Source organism: Microbacterium sp. MYb64 (genome assembly GCF_002979495.1).
Lineage (GTDB): Bacteria > Actinomycetota > Actinomycetes > Actinomycetales > Microbacteriaceae > Microbacterium > Microbacterium azadirachtae_A.
Genome location: NZ_PCOW01000001.1, coordinates 424,822 through 439,723 on the forward strand (window position 1 = coordinate 424,822; position 14,902 = coordinate 439,723).

Annotated in this window: 14 protein-coding genes; 8 read left to right on the forward strand and 6 right to left on the reverse strand. The window is 70.1% G+C overall.

Translation table 11 applies throughout. The annotated features are described in order from the left end of the window. From CQ044_RS01995 to CQ044_RS02005, 3 genes are all read right to left on the reverse strand, one after another. On the reverse strand, positions 1 to 903 hold the full coding sequence (locus CQ044_RS01995) for an agmatinase family protein (protein ID WP_105686463.1): 903 nt from the start codon (positions 901 to 903) through the stop codon (positions 1 to 3). A 225-nt stretch (positions 904 to 1,128) separates the two neighbouring features. After that, the gene (locus CQ044_RS02000; RefSeq protein WP_105686465.1) at positions 1,129 to 1,950 is read right to left on the reverse strand and encodes a type IV toxin-antitoxin system AbiEi family antitoxin domain-containing protein; all 822 of its coding nucleotides are present in this window, start codon (positions 1,948 to 1,950) and stop codon (positions 1,129 to 1,131) included. Positions 1,951 to 2,161: 211 nt separating this feature from the next. Next, positions 2,162 to 3,436 (reverse strand): DUF445 domain-containing protein, encoded by a 1,275-nt coding sequence (locus CQ044_RS02005; protein ID WP_105686466.1) that lies wholly within the window; start codon positions 3,434 to 3,436, stop codon positions 2,162 to 2,164. Between the two features lie 53 nt (positions 3,437 to 3,489). On the opposite strand from CQ044_RS02005, the gene CQ044_RS02010 reads away from it, so the two are divergent. Further along, positions 3,490 to 3,762 (forward strand): metal-sensitive transcriptional regulator, encoded by a 273-nt coding sequence (locus tag CQ044_RS02010; protein ID WP_045273555.1) that lies wholly within the window; start codon positions 3,490 to 3,492, stop codon positions 3,760 to 3,762. A gap of 48 nt (positions 3,763 to 3,810) precedes the next feature. Here the strand turns inward: CQ044_RS02010 and CQ044_RS02015 are convergent, their stop codons facing one another. Then, a complete protein-coding gene (locus CQ044_RS02015) occupies positions 3,811 to 5,148 on the reverse strand; it encodes an MFS transporter (RefSeq protein WP_105686468.1) in 1,338 nt (445 codons plus the stop codon). A 58-nt stretch (positions 5,149 to 5,206) separates the two neighbouring features. After that, positions 5,207 to 6,226, reverse strand: coding sequence for an MBL fold metallo-hydrolase (locus CQ044_RS02020; protein WP_105686469.1), 1,020 nt, complete (start codon positions 6,224 to 6,226; stop codon positions 5,207 to 5,209). Positions 6,227 to 6,326: 100 nt separating this feature from the next. On the opposite strand from CQ044_RS02020, the gene CQ044_RS02025 reads away from it, so the two are divergent. The 7 genes from CQ044_RS02025 to CQ044_RS02055 all read left to right on the forward strand — a co-directional run bounded on the left by CQ044_RS02025 (position 6,327) and on the right by CQ044_RS02055 (position 13,367). Then, a complete protein-coding gene (locus CQ044_RS02025) occupies positions 6,327 to 7,238 on the forward strand; it encodes a LysR family transcriptional regulator (protein ID WP_105686471.1) in 912 nt (303 codons plus the stop codon). Between the two features lie 145 nt (positions 7,239 to 7,383). Further along, positions 7,384 to 8,544, forward strand: coding sequence for an ABC transporter ATP-binding protein (locus CQ044_RS02030; RefSeq protein ID WP_105686472.1), 1,161 nt, complete (start codon positions 7,384 to 7,386; stop codon positions 8,542 to 8,544). Continuing rightward, positions 8,544 to 9,737: a spermidine/putrescine ABC transporter substrate-binding protein gene (locus tag CQ044_RS02035; protein ID WP_105686473.1), complete on the forward strand. Its 1,194-nt coding sequence runs from the start codon at positions 8,544 to 8,546 to the stop codon at positions 9,735 to 9,737. Before CQ044_RS02030 ends, CQ044_RS02035 begins: the two co-directional genes overlap by 1 nt. Beyond that, positions 9,730 to 10,620, forward strand: a complete 891-nt coding sequence (locus CQ044_RS02040; protein ID WP_105686475.1) for an ABC transporter permease — start codon at positions 9,730 to 9,732, stop codon at positions 10,618 to 10,620. Before CQ044_RS02035 ends, CQ044_RS02040 begins: the two co-directional genes overlap by 8 nt. Further along, entirely contained in the window at positions 10,617 to 11,540 is a 924-nt protein-coding gene (locus CQ044_RS02045) for an ABC transporter permease (RefSeq protein WP_082076872.1), read from the forward strand. The genes CQ044_RS02040 and CQ044_RS02045 overlap by 4 nt, the downstream gene beginning before the upstream one ends. Before the next feature lie 212 nt (positions 11,541 to 11,752). Then, a complete protein-coding gene (locus tag CQ044_RS02050; protein ID WP_105686476.1) occupies positions 11,753 to 12,685 on the forward strand; it encodes an RNA polymerase subunit sigma-70 in 933 nt (310 codons plus the stop codon). A 112-nt stretch (positions 12,686 to 12,797) separates the two neighbouring features. Next, the gene (locus CQ044_RS02055; protein ID WP_105686478.1) at positions 12,798 to 13,367 is read left to right on the forward strand and encodes a dihydrofolate reductase family protein; all 570 of its coding nucleotides are present in this window, start codon (positions 12,798 to 12,800) and stop codon (positions 13,365 to 13,367) included. A gap of 122 nt (positions 13,368 to 13,489) precedes the next feature. On the opposite strand, the gene CQ044_RS02060 is transcribed toward CQ044_RS02055, so the two are convergent. After that, positions 13,490 to 14,857 carry an aspartate aminotransferase family protein gene (locus tag CQ044_RS02060; protein WP_105686480.1) on the reverse strand — a complete coding sequence of 456 codons (1,368 nt, stop codon included), beginning with the start codon at positions 14,855 to 14,857 and terminating at the stop codon, positions 13,490 to 13,492. Between the last annotated feature and the right edge of the window lie 45 nt (positions 14,858 to 14,902).

Below are 14,902 nucleotides of genomic sequence, written 5' to 3' on the forward strand. Positions count from 1 at the left end.
TCAGCCTCGGCCCGCCAGCGCGGCGAGCAGCTCCAGCACGCAGAGCGCGGCGAGGCGCACGGTGCGTGCATCCTCGTCGTCGGCCGTCGCGTCCACCTCGGCGATGTCGGCGCTGACCACGCGGGGGTCGCCGGCGATCCCGCGTACGAGCGCGCGCAGCTCCCACGCCGCGAATCCGCCGGGCACGCTCGCGGGGCATCCCGGGGTCGCGGCGCGGTCGCACGCGTCCACGTCGATGTCGAGGTGGACCCGGGAGGCATTGCCGGCCCCGGCGATCTCGACCGCCTCCGCGACCACGTCCTCGATGCCGCGGCGGCGCACCTCGTCCAGGGTGATGACGCGGATGCCCCAGTCCGCGGCGCGCTGCGCGTAGGCGGCGGAGTTCGCGAAGTCCGCGATGCCGATCTGCACGATCCGGCGCGGATCGATCGCGGATCCCGCAGGGGCGTCCTCGACGAGCCGCCGCACCGGGGAGCCGTTCGAGACCCCGTCGCGCAGGTCGAAGTGCGCGTCGATCGTGATGAGGCCGTCCGCGCCGGCTCCGAGAGCGACGGGGTAGGTGAGCGAGTTGTCCCCGCCGAGCGCGATCACGAGCCGGGACGCCGCGGCGAGCTCGGAGACGCGGGCGATGGTGCGGGCGATCCCCTCGTCGCCGTCGGGTTCGTGCACGTCGCCCGCATCGGCGATCCGCAGCGCCTCGTTCAGGTCGACGATGGGCGGGCCCATCAGCGTCGGACTGTATCGGCGCAGGGCGTCGCGGATCGCCGCCGGCGTCGCGTGCGCGCCCGTGGGGGACAGCGAGGTGCGCCACGTCGGCACGCCGAGCAGGACCGCATCGGCGGGCGTGCCGAAGGCGGGCCAGTCGCCGCCGCGGGGCCAGAGGGGATCGTGCGAGAGTGCCATGAGGAGTCCCTTCCCGGAGCGCGATCGGCATCCGTTGAACAGCGTGCCACGGCGCGGGGCCTGCGGCGGGACGCCACCGCGGGCGGTGTCTGGTGTGCGAGACAATGCCCGATCTTCGGCACGTGCCGCGCGCGGCTCGGAGACCGCGACGATCTGACACGCTGCGACGATCAGCACACGGAATCGCCGGATCTGTGTGCCGATCGTGACGTCGTGTGCACATCGTCACATCCCGCGGAGCGCGGCGAGGATGGCCGCCTGCACGGACGGCCAATCGTGCACGACCTGTGCGTAGTCGAAGCGGAGGGTGCGGTACCCGAGGCGAGCAGCGGCGGCGTCGCGCAGGAGATCCTTGTGCCGCTTGGCGGGGCTCGCGTGATTCTTCTTGCCGTCGACCTCGATGATGAGCCGCCCGATGGTGAAGTCGACCTTGCCCACCCCGTCGACGCGGACCTGGCACTCGAGCTGCAGCCCGATCGCGTGCAATCTCAGTCGCAGCAGCGACTCCAGCCCGCTGTCCGCATCGCGCCGCGCAAGGTCCAGGAGCCAGCGCGCCGAGGCGGGCAAGGCTTCACGGATCCGTCGACGCATGGCCGGTGGTAGCAGTCCCTTTCGCCAGGCCGACTCGTACGCGGCGAAGAACGCCTCGTCGCCCGCGCAGAGCCGAAGATGCAGGAGCGCCGTTCCGAGACCGGTCCGACCGAGAGGCGGAGTCCCGCGGTAGTAGTGGGGCACGCAGGCGCAGTGCGGATGCGTCAGACCATGCCGCCCGGCGCCCAGCCAGACATGCGGCGCCGTGACCTCGGGCAGCACCCAGATCCCTCGCGCCTTCAGCACGCTCGCGCAGGCGAGGGCGCCGCCGTGGGCGACGGCCGCACGCACGTCCGCATCGACCGGGCCCGCGGCGAACACGCCGTCGCGCAGGCGGTCGATCGCGCCTCGCCCTGCGGCGCGAGCGAGCGTCGAGCGCGTGAAGCCGAGCCGCTGCAGGTCCGCGCCGCGCGCGATCCCGCCGCGACGTCGGATGGTGTCGACGAGGGAGAGCATGCCGACAGCGTGCCGGATCCCGAAGCGCGGCCCATCGGTGATCCCGGGATCCGTGCACTGTTCGCATCCGCGCCGCCCTGTGGAGGACGGTTGCCGGTGCGGCGATCTGCACACGCCGCGACGATCAGCACACAGATTGGCCGGATCCGTGTGCCGATCGTGACGTCGTGTGCGGATCGTCGCAGCCCGAATGGGGCAGCGGCGCCCCGAGCTACACCGGGATCACGGCATGCGCGACCGCGAAGATCGCGAGCCCCGCGAGCGCTCCGACGACTGTGCCGTTGAGGCGGATGTACTGCAGGTCGCGGCCGACCATGAGCTCGATCTTCTCCGTGGTCTCGGCCGGATCCCACCGCTCGACGGTGTCGGTGATGATCGAGGCGATGTCGTGCCGGTAGCGGTCGACGAGGAACACGGCGGCGTCGGTGAGCCAGCCGTCCACGCGCTGCTGCAGCGGATCCTCCGTGGCCAGGCGATCCCCGAGTTCGCCGATCGCCACTGCGGCGCGGCGACGCAGGCCGCTCTCCGGATCCGCGAGCGCAGCAAGCAGTCCGGTCTTCGCCGCGTTCCACGCCTCGGCGGCCAGCGCGCCGACGCGGGGGCTGTCGAACACGGCCGCCTTGGCGTTCTCCAGGCGTGCGCGTGTGCCGGGATCGTGCTGCAGGTTGTCCGCGAGACGCGCGAGATAGCCGTCCAGGGCGAGACGGGCGGGGTGGCGCGGATCCGCCTGCACGGCCCGCACGAAGCGCACCGCCTCGTTGTAGGCGGCCTCGTCCACGAAACGGTGCGCGAGCCGCGGAACCCACCCGGGCAGGCGGCGCGAGAGCAGCCCTTTGAATGCGGCGGCGTTGCCGTCCAGCCAGGTCGCGATGCTGTCGACGGCGAGGTCCACCGCGCCGCGATGGGCGTCGGCCTCGACGATGCGCTGCAGCCACGTGCCCGCGGGCGTTCCCCACTCCGGTTCCACCAGGTGCTCGCGCGCGAGCTCCGCGATCACGCTCTGCACGTCGTCATCGCTCAGGGCGCGCAGCACAGCGGCGGCGATCGTCGATCCCTCGGTGGCGACCCGCTCCGCATGCGCGGGTGCGCGCAGCCAGGATCCGAGCCGGGCGGCGATCGAGGTCTCGGACAGCTTCGTGCGCACGACCTCGGCGGAGAGGAAGTTCGTCTCGACGAACTCGCCGAGCGAGCGTCCGATCTCGTCCTTGCGGTTGGGGATGATCGCGGTGTGCGGGATCGGCAGCCCGAGCGGACGGCGGAACAGGGCCGTCACGGCGAACCAGTCGGCCAGGGCGCCCACCATGCCGCCTTCCGCGGCGGCGCGCACGTACGCGAGCCACGGATAGCGGGCCTGCAGCCAGAACGCCACCACGAAGGCGACGGCCATGAGCCCGAGCGCGGCGAGCGCGACGGCCTTCATCCGCCGGAGCGCGCGCAGGCGTTCCAGATCCGCGAGGGACAGCAGTGCTTCACGGGCGCGAGCCATGCGCCCATCCTTGCAGAGCCCCATCCCACGAGGCGGGCGGTACTCTCTACCTCGTGATCGAAGACATCAAGAAGCGCGCCCTGCACCGCACCAGCATCCTCGAGGGACAGCTCCGCGGCGTCGCGAAGATGATCGAGAACGAGGAGTACTGCATGGACATCATCGCGCAGTCCCGGGCCATCCAGAAGGCGCTCGCGTCGCTCGACAAGCTCCTTCTGGAGAACCACCTGCGCACTCATGTGACCCACATGTTCGAGCAGGGCGGCGATGAGCGCGAGCAGGCCGTCGCCGAGGTCCTCAAGGTCTACGACGTCGGCAGCCGCTGACGCGAGAAGCGCGCGCCGGCCGATGCCGACGCGCGCCTCGGAGGACCGTCAGGACGCGACGTGGATGTCGACGTCCTTGCCCTCGGGGGCGATCAGCATGGCGACCCCGGCCGCGATCAGCACGACGATCCAGAAGAGCGCGACGGGCCACACCGCGCCGACGGCGACGACGAGACCCGTCGCGATCAGCGGGGAGAAGCCGGCGCCGATCGTGGAGGCCGTCTGGTAGGCGGCCGACGCACCGGAGAACCTCAGCGAGGTCGGGAACTGCTCGGCGACGAACGCGCCGACCGGGCCGTACACGAGCCCCTGCACGAGGCCGTTGCCGAGGGCCATCGCGATCGCGAAGCCCCATACGGTGCCGGTCCCCAGGAGCATCACGATCGGGAAGGCGAGCACCACGCCCAGGGCGCAGCCCGCGACGATGACCGTGCGGCGTCCGACGCGGTCGCTCACCTTGGCGGCGACAATGCCGATCACGACGGTGAGCAGCGCGGCCACCGCCTTCCAGTTCAGGACGCCCGTGCGGTCGGCGCCGTGGTCCACGGCCTCGGCCACTCCCCACACCGTCATCAGGCCCTGCGTCGAGGTGAAGGCGAGCACCGCGAGCAGCGAGAGCACGACGGCCTTCCCGTGGTGCCGGAGAACCTCGAGGATCGGCATCCGCACCCGAGAGGCGTCGGCGCGGTCGGCGAGCCGCTGGAAGTTCGGCGTCTCGGCGACCTTGAGGCGGATGATCAGGCCGATGCCGACGAGGACGATGCTGAACAGGAACGGCACCCGCCAGCCCCAGCTCAGGAACTGCTCGTCGGGGAGCACCGAGAACAGGCCGAGCATCAGCGTGCCCACCACGGCGCCGACCGGACCGCCTGCGCTGGAGAACGCCGTGGCGAGACCGCGGCTGCGGGCGGGGGAGTGCTCGAGTGCCACGAGTGTCGCACCGCCCCATTCACCGCCCACGGAGACGCCCTGAACGACGCGGAGCACCACCAGGGCGATCGGGGCGAGGATGCCGATCTGCGCCGTGGTCGGCAGCAGTCCCATCAGGGTCGAGGCCGATCCCATGAGCAGGAGCGAGAGCACCAGCACCGCCTTGCGCCCACGGGTGTCGCCGAAGTGGCCGAAGACGATGCCGCCCAGCGGGCGGGCCACGTAGCCGACGGTGAAGGTCGCGATCGATGCGAACAGGCCGAACTGCGGGCCCAGGCCGACGAAGAACACCTTGCTGAACACGATGCTCGCGGCGGTGGCGTAGAGCACGAAGTCGTAGAACTCGATCATGCTGCCCATGAAGCTGGACGCGATGACGCGCCGCATCTCGCGCGTCGTCAGCGACGGCTGGGTGCCGTCGTCGTCGACGTGAGCGACGGGGTCTCGGGGGGACATCTTCTCAACCGTATTGCGGGTCATCATCGACCTCTCTGTGGTGGGGATTCGGGGTGGATCAGGCGATCGCGCGGCGCCGTGCGCCTTCGAAGGCGAGGGTCTGCAGGTCGTCCGGCACGAGCACGTCGTCGTCGCGGCTCTCGGCCAGCCACTGCCGGGTCGTGAGGTGCCCCGGGACGAGGTGATGCAGGGCGAGGCGTGCCGCGCCCGCCTCGCGGGCGAGCTCGATCGCCTCGACCGCGCTCGTGTGGGAACGACGATGGTGATCGGCGGAGGCGCGTGCCGTGGGGTCCGTCGCATCGCCGTAGGTCCGGTCGACCCAGTCGAAGCTGATCGCCTCGTGCAGCAGCAGGTCGACGCCGGCCGCGAGGCGCGCCATGTTGGCGGTCCTGCGGGTGTCGCCGGAGATCGCGATCGTCGCGTCGTCGGTCGTGAAGCGGAACCCGAAGGCCGGGGCGATCGGCGGGTGCTCCACGAGGATCGCGTCGACGCGCACCCTGTCGTCCTCGAAGACGGTGAACGGCTCCATGTCGGGGGTCATGGCGTCGTTCGGGTGATATCCGATGCCCGCGGGCAGTGCGATGTCCTGAGCCTCGAACAGATCCAACGGGGAGGGGCGGAGCGCGTCCAGCACGCGGTCGTTGAGGTCGGTGGCGTGCGCCTCCATCAGGAGCCGGAACAGGTCGGCGGTGCCGGGGGTGGGCAGATGCGGTGCGACCGGTCGCGGAGCGACGAGCGCCCGCGGGGACACCGGCGGTGTCATGCCGCGGTCGCCCGGGCCGATGATCGGGACGCGGGGGCCGGAGCCGGAGAGGCCGAACATCCCGAAAAGGGCGATGTTGACCAGGTCAGTCGTGTGATCGGAGTGCAGGTGGGTGAGGAAGATCCCGCCGAGCTGCTCCATCGTGAAGCCGGCGCGGGCGAACTGGCGTCCGGCGCCGATCCCGGCGTCGACGAGATAGACCCGTTCGCCGACCACCACGGCGGTGGAGATGCCGAATCGAGAGTGCGCGTCGATCGGGGTCCACCAGCGGGGGCCGCCCGCGGTGCCGAGCGTGACGACGGATGTCCTGGTCATGGATCTTCGTTTCCCCTCTGTCCTGGTGATGGATCCATGCTCCGCGGGATGCAATCATTTGAAAAACAAGAAGTTTGAAATGAATACATAAGGAGAACCGATGATTGCGGGAACTCTCCGTCAGTTCGAATACTTCGTCGCCGCCGTCGACACCGGCACGGTGAGCGCCGCCGCCGCGCACTGCCGCGCTTCCCAGGCCGCGGTCTCGACGGCGCTGAACGACCTCGAGCGCGCCCTCGGCATGCAGCTCCTCGTGCGGCGCCCCGCCAAGGGCGTCACGCTCACCGGTGGCGGGCGCCGTGTCCTGCCGATCGCACGGCGCATGCTCGCGGACGCCGCGGAGCTCTCCGAGGTCGCCGCCTCCGAGCACGGCGAGATCGCGGGAGCGCTGCGCATCGTCAGCACCAACGCCCTCTCGCCACGGGTGCTCCCCGTGCTCGCTGCGCTGTTCGCCGCACGGCACCCGAGGGTCGCCCTGGACGTCAGCGATGGTCTGGCCACCGACGTGCAGGAGCAGATGCGAGCGGGCAAGGCCGATGCCTGCCTGCTCTATCGCCGGCAACTGGGCGAGGACATGGACGCCAGGACCGTTCGGGTGGTGCAGCCGTACGCCGTGCTCGCAGCGGATCATCCGCTCGCCGCCCGCGACGAGCTCTCTCTCGCCGAGCTCTCCGGTGAACCCCTCATCATCGTGCGCGCGGCGGAGTCCAGCCGCGTGATCGAGGCGCTGATGGAGGAGGCGGGTGTCTCGCCGCATCCGCGGTGGTCGTTCTCCAACCCGGAGACCGTGCGCGCCATGGTGGCGAACGGTCTCGGCTACTCGGTGTTCAGCGGCCGGCCGAACAGCACCGAGGCGTTCGACGGCAGGCGCGTCGCTTACGTCCGGGTGCGCGACGAGGTGGTCCCGAACGAGGTGGTCCTCGCTGCACCGCGGGGTCAGCGCTCGAACGCACGGCTCGACGCCCTCTGGTCGATGCTGGGCGAGCCCGAGGTGCAGGCGGCTTTCGGGTGACCCAAGGTGCCCTCAAATTCGTTGTGTTTCGAGCGCTCAACAACGAATATCGTCGTAGGAATCCGATCCACCTACGCTTTCCTCTGTACTGAGGGCTGATCCTGTGTCAGAATCTCCGCAGCGAAGAACTCACTGTGGAGGTTTCATGAGCGGTCCAATGTCCGTGCCTGCTCAGAGCACGATCGACACGCCTAGCGGCGGTGTCGAGATCTCTGGCGTCACCAAGTACTACGGTGAGGCGACTGCCGTCGACCGCCTGTCGTTGTCGATCCGGCCGGGGGAGTTCCTCTCCCTCCTCGGCCCCTCCGGGTGCGGCAAGACCACGACCCTGCGCATGATCGCGGGCTTCGAGCACCCCGACGAGGGAGACATCCGGCTGAGCGGCCGGAGCGTGCTGGGCCTGCCGCCGCACAAGCGCGAGGTCAACACGGTGTTCCAGGCCTATGCGCTGTTCCCGCACATGACCGTCGCGGAGAACGTCGCCTACGGTCTGCAGCAGCGCAGGGTGCCCAAGGCGGAGCAGCGGGAGCGCGTCGCCGAGGCGCTCGACATGGTGCAGCTGCGCCGCTTCGCGGACCGCAAACCGACCCAGCTGAGCGGCGGCCAGCAGCAGCGCATCGCGCTGTCCCGCGCCCTGATCAACCGCCCGTCCGTCCTGCTGCTGGACGAGCCGCTGGCGGCCCTGGATCGGCAGCTGCGCGAGGAGATGCAGCTCGAACTGAAGCTGCTGCAGGCGCGGCTCGGGACGACGTTCGTATTCGTCACGCACGATCAGGCGGAGGCGCTGTCGATGAGCGACCGGATCGCGGTCATGCGCGCCGGGCGGATCGAGCAGCTCGCCGCGCCCGCCGACATCTACGCCGAGCCGGCCTCGGCCTACGTCGCCTCGTTCATCGGTCAGCAGAACTTCCTGCACGGGACGGCGCTCGGCGGCGACGCGGTCGACACGTACGCGGGGACCGTGCACGGCCGCTGGGGCGGCGAGCAGACCGCTCCGGGATCCGCGGTCGTCGCGGCCATCCGGCCCGAGTTCGTGCGGCTCGCCCCGGCGGGCACCGCGGATGGGCCGGGGATCGACGGCACCGTGCTCGGCGTCTCGCACCTCGGCGAGACGCTGCAGGTCGCGGTCGAGGTCGGACGCGAGCAGGCGTTCCTGGTGCGGATCCCCGCACCCGGCGCCCCCGCCGTCGCGGCCGGCGACGCCGTGCGCTGCACCTGGAGCCCCTCGGATGTGCGCATCTTCGCCGGCGACGGGATCCCCGAGACGGCCACGCACGTGATCGCCCTGCCCAGGGAAGCGGCCTGATGGCGCCTCGGGACGCACTCGAGGCGCCTCCCGTCCGGGTGCTCGCGAACGGCGCATCCGCCCGGAAGATCCGCTCCGAGCTCACCCGGCGCGGCTTCCTCGCCACGGCGCTCGCCGCATCCGGTGCGGTGCTGTTCACGGCGTGCGCGCCGCAGAAGGCGTCCGCCGCCTCCGAGGCGCACGGCGGCCCGCTCGAGGACAGGCTTTCCATCTACACCTGGAGCGACTACGACGATCCCAAGATCCTGAGCGCCTTCACGAAGAAGTCGGGGCCGAAGGTCGTCGTCGACGCGTTCAACTCGAACGAGGAGCTCATCGCCAAGCTCGTGGCGGCGCGCGGAACCTCGGGCTATGACATCGTCGTGCCGAGCGGGCTGTTCATCCTGCCCATGGCCGAGAACGGGCTGCTCGAGAAGATCAACCTCGACCTCATCCCGAACTTCGCGACGATGAACCCGAACTTCATCCACCGCTCCTTCGACCCGAAGAACGAGTACTCGATCTGCAAGGCCTGGGGGACCACCGGCTTCGTCTACGACAAGACCGTGATCACGCGCGAGCTGACCAGCTGGGCCGACTTCGTCGATGCGGCGCAGAAGGAGGCGTCGGGCAGGACCGCGGTGCTCGACGACCCCGCGCCGCTGTGCGGCATCTACTTCTGGTCGCACGACATCGACTGGAACACCACCGAGAAGAAGCACCTGGACGCCTGCGAGAGCTTCCTCACGAAGCAGCTGGCCCCGCACATCACCACCTTCGACTCGGCGCCCGGCGGCCAGATCATCCCGCAGGCCTCGGCCGCGCTCGTGCAGTCCTACAGCGGAGACGCGCGCACCGGCATGGCGGCATCGAAGGATCCGGAACGCTGGCAGTGGGTGCTCGGCGCTCCCGCCACCGAGCTCTGGATGGACAACTGGGCGATCGCGAAGGGCGCGCCGCACCCCGAGGCCGCGCACGCCTTCATCGACTACATCATCGCCCCCGACGTGCAGCTGGCCCAGGTCGACTACATCGGCTACGACACGGGCGTGCAGGGCACCCAGCAGAAGGCCGACGAGGCCGGATTGGAGCGTCTGGACATGGTGTACTTCGACGACGCGCAGGTGAAGACCATGCACGAGCAGAAGTTCACGAGCGCGCAGGAGCGGATCGTGTCGATCTGGAACGCGACGAAGGCGGCCGCCGGTGCGTAGGCTCAGGATCCGCTTCGGCCTCGCCCTGCCCGCCTGGGTCTGGCTGCTCATCTTCTTCGTCGTCCCGATCGGCGTCGTCGTCTGGTACAGCTTCGGCTACAAGCCGAGCATCTTCGCGACCAATGCGAACGACAAGCTGTCCTTCGACCGCTACATCGAGGCGCTCTCGCCGACGTTCTTCGCGACGTTCCAGAACACCCTCTGGGTGGGCATCGCCGGCACCGCACTGTGCCTGGTGATCGGGGCGCCGGTGGCGTACTGGATCGCCGTGAAGTGCGCGCCGAGCCGGCGCGGGATGTTCCTCGCGCTCGTCATGGTGCCGTTCTGGACCAACTTCCTGGTGCGCACGATCGGCTGGCAGATCATCCTCGCCCCCGAGGGCTGGCTGTCCCACGCACTGCAGTTCCTCGGGGTGATCCCGGGGCCGCTCGGCATCCTGAACACCCGCGGCGCCGTGCTGCTCGGCGTCGTCTACAACTATCTGCCGCTCATGATCCTCCCGCTCTTCGTGGCGTTCGACCGCGTGAGCGGACCGCTGCGCGAGGCGAGCAAGGACCTGGGCGCCGGCAGCTGGAGGACGTTCTTCCGCGTGACGATCCCGCTCGCGCAGCCCGGCATCATCGCCGGGGTGCTGCTGGTCTACATCCCCCTCATGGGCGATTACATCACCGCGACCGTGCTCGGCGGCGCCAAGGGCAACATGGTCGGCCAGATCGTGGCCAGCCAGTTCCAGACCGCGCAGAACTGGGCGCTGGGATCGGCGATGGCGGTGCTGCTGATCCTCACCATCGCATTGTCGATCGGCATCGCGGGCGCGATCGGCTGGATCGTCACGATCCCCATCCGCCGCAGCTACCGGCTCACGCTCGAGGAGGCACGATGACCGTCGTCGCAGAACGACCCGCCGAGCAGGCGGATCCGTCGCCGTCCACGACCAGGGCCGGATCCGGTCAGCGCACCAGGGCGCCGCGCAATGTCAGCCGCTGGCTGCTGCCGCTGTGGGCGACCCTCGTGTTCGTCTTCCTGTTCCTGCCGATCGCCGTCGTGATCGTGTACTCGTTCAACGTCGGCCGGCTGCTGATCTCGTGGGACCACTTCGGCTTCGACTCGTTCGCGGCGATCGTCACCAAGCCCGCCGTGCGCGACGCGGTGCTGGTCTCGCTGCGCACCGGCCTGATCGCCGCCGTGCTCGCGACGGCGCTCGGCACTCTCGCCGGCATCGCGATGGCGCGCACGCCCGGCAAGTGGGTGCCGTGGTTCCTCGGCCTGCTGCTGCTGATCTCGGTCACGCCCGAGATCGTGGACGCGGTCGCGCTGCTGCCGTGGGTCGTGTTCCTCGGCCAGGATCTGGGGCTGTCGATCTTCAACGACGGCACCGTGCGCCTCGTGATCGGGCAGTCGCTCTTCTCGATCGCGATCGTGTCGTACATCGTGCGGGCGCGCCTGGTGGGCCTCGACGCCCGGCTCGAGGAGGCCTCGGCCGATCTCTACGCCAAGCCGCTCACGACGTTCTTCAAGGTCACGCTGCCGCTCGCGATGCCCGCGGTGCTCGCGGGCTTCCTGCTCTCGTTCACCCTCGGCCTGGACAACACGATCGTCTCCGCCTTCGTGCAGGTCTCCGGCACCACGCCGTGGCCGGTCTACGTGCTGAGCGCCCTCCGCAGCGGCCTGCGTCCGGAGATCGCCGCGGTGTCGACCATCATGCTCGTGCTGACGCTCGGAGCGCTCGCGCTCGTGGCGCTGGTCCTGAAGAAGGCGGGCGACTCGGCCGCCGACATCGCCAGGACGATGGCGGGAGGCTGAGCCGGGCATCCCCGAGCCCGTGGCGCGCCCCCGGTCGCGATGCCCCGGTCCGCGATGCCCCGGCCGCAAAAGGTGCCGCGTTCACCCGCTCCCATCGCAAATGATGCCGCTCTGATCCGATCAGAGCGGCATCATTCGCGACGGGAGCGGGCCGTGGGCCAACGGGGGCGGATCCCTGGCGACGCCGACGTCCAGGCAATAGCCTCGGCTGCGTGGACGCCTCCGACCTCGCCGCGCTCCGCGGCGGCCTGCTCGCCTTCTGCTATCAGATGCTGGGCTCGCCGTTCGATGCGGAGGACGCCGTGCAGGACGCGCTCGAGCGGGCCTGGAGGGGCCGGGCATCGTACGACCCGGCCAAGGCGGCCCTGTCGACCTGGGTGTACCGCATCGCGCGCAACGTGTGCGTGGACCGGCTCCGCGAGACCCCGCGGCGCCCCTTGCCGCGGGATCTGACGGATCCGGGGATCGACGTCGGCGCGCCCCTGGTGCCGGCCCTGGACGTGCCCTGGCTGGTGCCGGCGCCGACCCGCTGGTGGGCGGACTCGGAGCCCGAGCGCGCCGTCGCCGAAGCATCAGGGGTGCGGCTCGCGGTGACCCTCGTGCTGCAGGCGCTGCCGCCGAAGCAGCGAGGGGTGTTCATCCTGCGCGAGGTGCTCGGGCACACCGCGGCGGAGACGGCCGAGATCCTCGAGATCAGCGTGCCGTCGGTGAACTCCGCGCTGCAGCGGGCGAAGGCTGCTGTCGCGGAGCGCTCCTCGCGTCCTGCTCCGCTGCGCCGGGAGACCGTGGAGCGGTACGCGAGGGCGATCGAGCGGGCCGACGCCGCGGCGCTGGCCGAACTCGTCGCCGACGACGTGCTGTTCGAGATGCCGCCCGTGCCGTTCTGGTCGATCGGGCGCGAGACGTACGCCGCGTTCATGGCGCACCTGTTCGAGTGGCAGGGCACTCGCTGGCGGACCAGGCCGATCTCAGCCAACGGGCAGCACGGGTTCCTGCTCCTGCGCGTCGACGACGACGGCGCGCATCCGCATACCGTGCAGCTGTTCGAGGCCGACGCGACCGGCGAGAGGATCGGCCACGTGCTGGTGTACCGGGACGAGGCGCTGTTCACGCTCTTCGAGAGGGACGGCGTCGCCGACGTGTGACGTGTCCGAACGGATTCCGCCCGCACCGATGAGTTCGGAGCCTCTCGTCCGTACACCCCTATGAAGCCCTCCGCGGAGGATCCGCATCGGGGCACGACGCAAGGAGCACGACATGGCACGCATCATCGTGGCGCAGTTCATCACCCTGGACGGGGTCGTGGAGGATCCCGACGGATCCGACGGCACGCCCTTCGGCGGATGGTGCTTCCGGCACGGCCCCGAGGCGATCTCGGGGGACAAGTTCCACTACGGATCGATCCTGCAGACCGGGATCTTCCTGTTCGGGCGCCGCACCTGGGAGGCGTTCTCAGCCTTGTGGCCGCCGCGCGACGCGACGGATCCGTTCGCCCGCGCGCTGAACGCCGCGGACAAGGCCGTCGTGACGGCCGGCGACGTCGACCTGGCCCGGTGGCAGAACTCCCGGCGGGTCGAGGCGGATCCGGTGGGCTGGGCGCGGGAGACGGCCGCGACGCGCGATGTCATCGTCATCGGCAGCGGATCGCTCGTCGAGGGCTTCGTCGCGGCGGAGGCGGTCGACGAGTACCGGCTGCGCGTGTTCCCGACGGCGACCGGCGCCGGGCGTCGCCTGTTCCCCGACGGTGCCGCGCTCGATCTCGTGAGCGTCGAGCAGATGGGGCCGACGAGCCTGATGATCGCGACGCCGTCCGTCCGGAGTCGTTGAGCGCCCTTCGTCTCGCCTTCGGCTCGCTCAGGAACCGCACCCGACGGAGTGAGGCGAACGCGGCGCAGAGGAAAGGGGAGGGCGGATCCCCATCCGCCCTCCCCGTGTCGCGTCCCCAGCGACTACAGAACCGACTCGGCTTCCTTCAGCACCCCGCGCAGGATGCCGGTGATCTCGCGGAACTCCGCCGGGCCGATGGTGAGCGGCGGGGCGAGCTGGATCACGGGGTCGCCGCGGTCATCCGCGCGGCAGTAGAGACCCGCGTCGTAGAGCGCACCGGAGAGGAAGCCGCGCAGCAGGCGCTCCGACTCGTCGTCGTCGAACGTCTCCCGCGTGGCCTTGTCCTTGACCAGCTCGATCCCGAAGAAGTAGCCGTCGCCGCGCACGTCGCCGACGAGCGGCAGGTCGAGCAGGGTCTCCAGCTCTGCGCGGAACAGCGGTGAGTTCTCGCGCACGCGCTCGTTGAGCTTCTCCTCCTCGAAGATGTTCAGGTTCTCCAGGGCGACCGCGGTCGAGACCGGGTGACCGCCGAAGGTGTAGCCGTGCGGGAAAGAAAGATCGCCGTGCGCGAAGGGCTCGTAGATGCGATCGCTCACGATCGCCGCGCCGAGGGGGGAGTAGCCGCTCGTGATGCCCTTGGCGCATGTGATGATGTCGGGCACGTAACCGTAGGCGTCGCACGCGAACATGTGCCCGATCCGGCCGAACGCGCAGATCACCTCGTCGGAGACGAGCAGCACGTCGTAGCGGTCGCAGATCTCGCGCACGCGCTGGAAGTAGCCGGGAGGCGGGGGGAAGCACCCGCCGGAGTTCTGCACCGGCTCGAGGAAGACCGCAGCGACGGTGTCGGGGCCCTCGAACTGGATCATCTCCTCGATCCGGTCGGCGGCCCAGACGCCGAACGCCTCGGGATCCGTCGGCGCGCCCATCTCGGCGGCGCGGTAGATGTTGGTGTTCGGAACACGGAAGCCACCGGGGGTGACCGGCTCGAACATCGCCTTCATCGCGGGGATGCCGGTGATCGCGAGCGCCCCCTGAGTCGTGCCGTGATAGGCGATCGCGCGGGAGATGACCTTGTGCTTGGTGGGCTTGCCCTGCAGCTTCCAGTAGTGCTTGGCGAGCTTGAAGGCGGTCTCGACGGCCTCGCCGCCGCCACTCGTGAAGAAGACGCGGTTCAGATCGCCGGGGGCGTAGCCGGCGAGGCGGTCGGCGAGCTCGATCGCCCCGGGGTGCGCGTACGACCACAGCGGGAAGAACGCCAGCTGCTCCGCCTGCTTCGCCGCGGCCTGGGCGAGGCGGGCGCGGCCGTGGCCCGCGTTGACCACGAAGAGGCCGGAGAGACCGTCGATGTACTGCTTGCCGGTGTCGTCCCAGATGTGGTGTCCCTCACCCCGGACGATGATCGGCACTCCGCTGCGGTCCATCGTGGACTGACGCGTGAAGTGCATCCAGAGGTGATCGTGTGCTTTCCGTTGCAGATCGGCGCTCATGTTCCGATCTTGTCACTCAAAATCCGAAATGACAACAGATATCGA